General features: G+C 43.4%; 1 protein-coding gene. It reads right to left on the bottom strand.

Annotated elements, in window-relative coordinates:
* A partial coding sequence (gene virB10, locus ACFIKD_RS09790) for a type IV secretion system protein VirB10 (RefSeq protein WP_375647957.1) occupies nucleotides 1–518 on the bottom strand: 518 nt, incomplete at both ends.

The raw sequence follows: 518 nt of genomic DNA, 5'->3' as shown, positions 1-518 counted from the left end.
GAGCGGTTTCTTTTGCTCTTTACGACTAGTTTATAGACAGAGGAAAAATCGAGATCTTTTGCTACGAAAATGTTGACGAGTTCGCCTTGAAATTTTTCTAAGGTAGGAGGGATATTGATTTGATTTTCAAGGGCAACGGTGGCTGTATCTTTTCCGATATTGCTTGCTTCAGAGCTGTTGAAACCACCACTTGAGTTAGAATTGCCTTTCTTTTTATTGGTTAGGTTTGTTGTAACGCTATCAACAACGGTGAGTAATAATGCTGAACTGAAGCGTTCCCACCAATGGGTGTTGACGTTGCCGTCAAAACCAGCTCTACCTAAACTGTCAGTTGCGGGAGATGCAAGATTGATGATGACACCGGTTGGTGTTTTTGCTCTTGTCCAGAGCACAAAGAGGCGAGATTGACCCTTTTTAAGCCCTCCTCGGTATTCTCCAACGACTTGGGTTCCTTTATCAAGCAAAACAACGCGCCCATTGTCAGAGAGGATATCACGGTTGATGATGCAGCTTGCAAA

The sequence above is a fragment of the Bartonella sp. CR84HXZ genome (assembly GCF_042194535.1).
GTDB classification, from domain to species: domain Bacteria; phylum Pseudomonadota; class Alphaproteobacteria; order Rhizobiales; family Rhizobiaceae; genus Bartonella; species Bartonella grahamii.
This window is presented reverse-complemented; position numbering and strand designations above follow the sequence as displayed.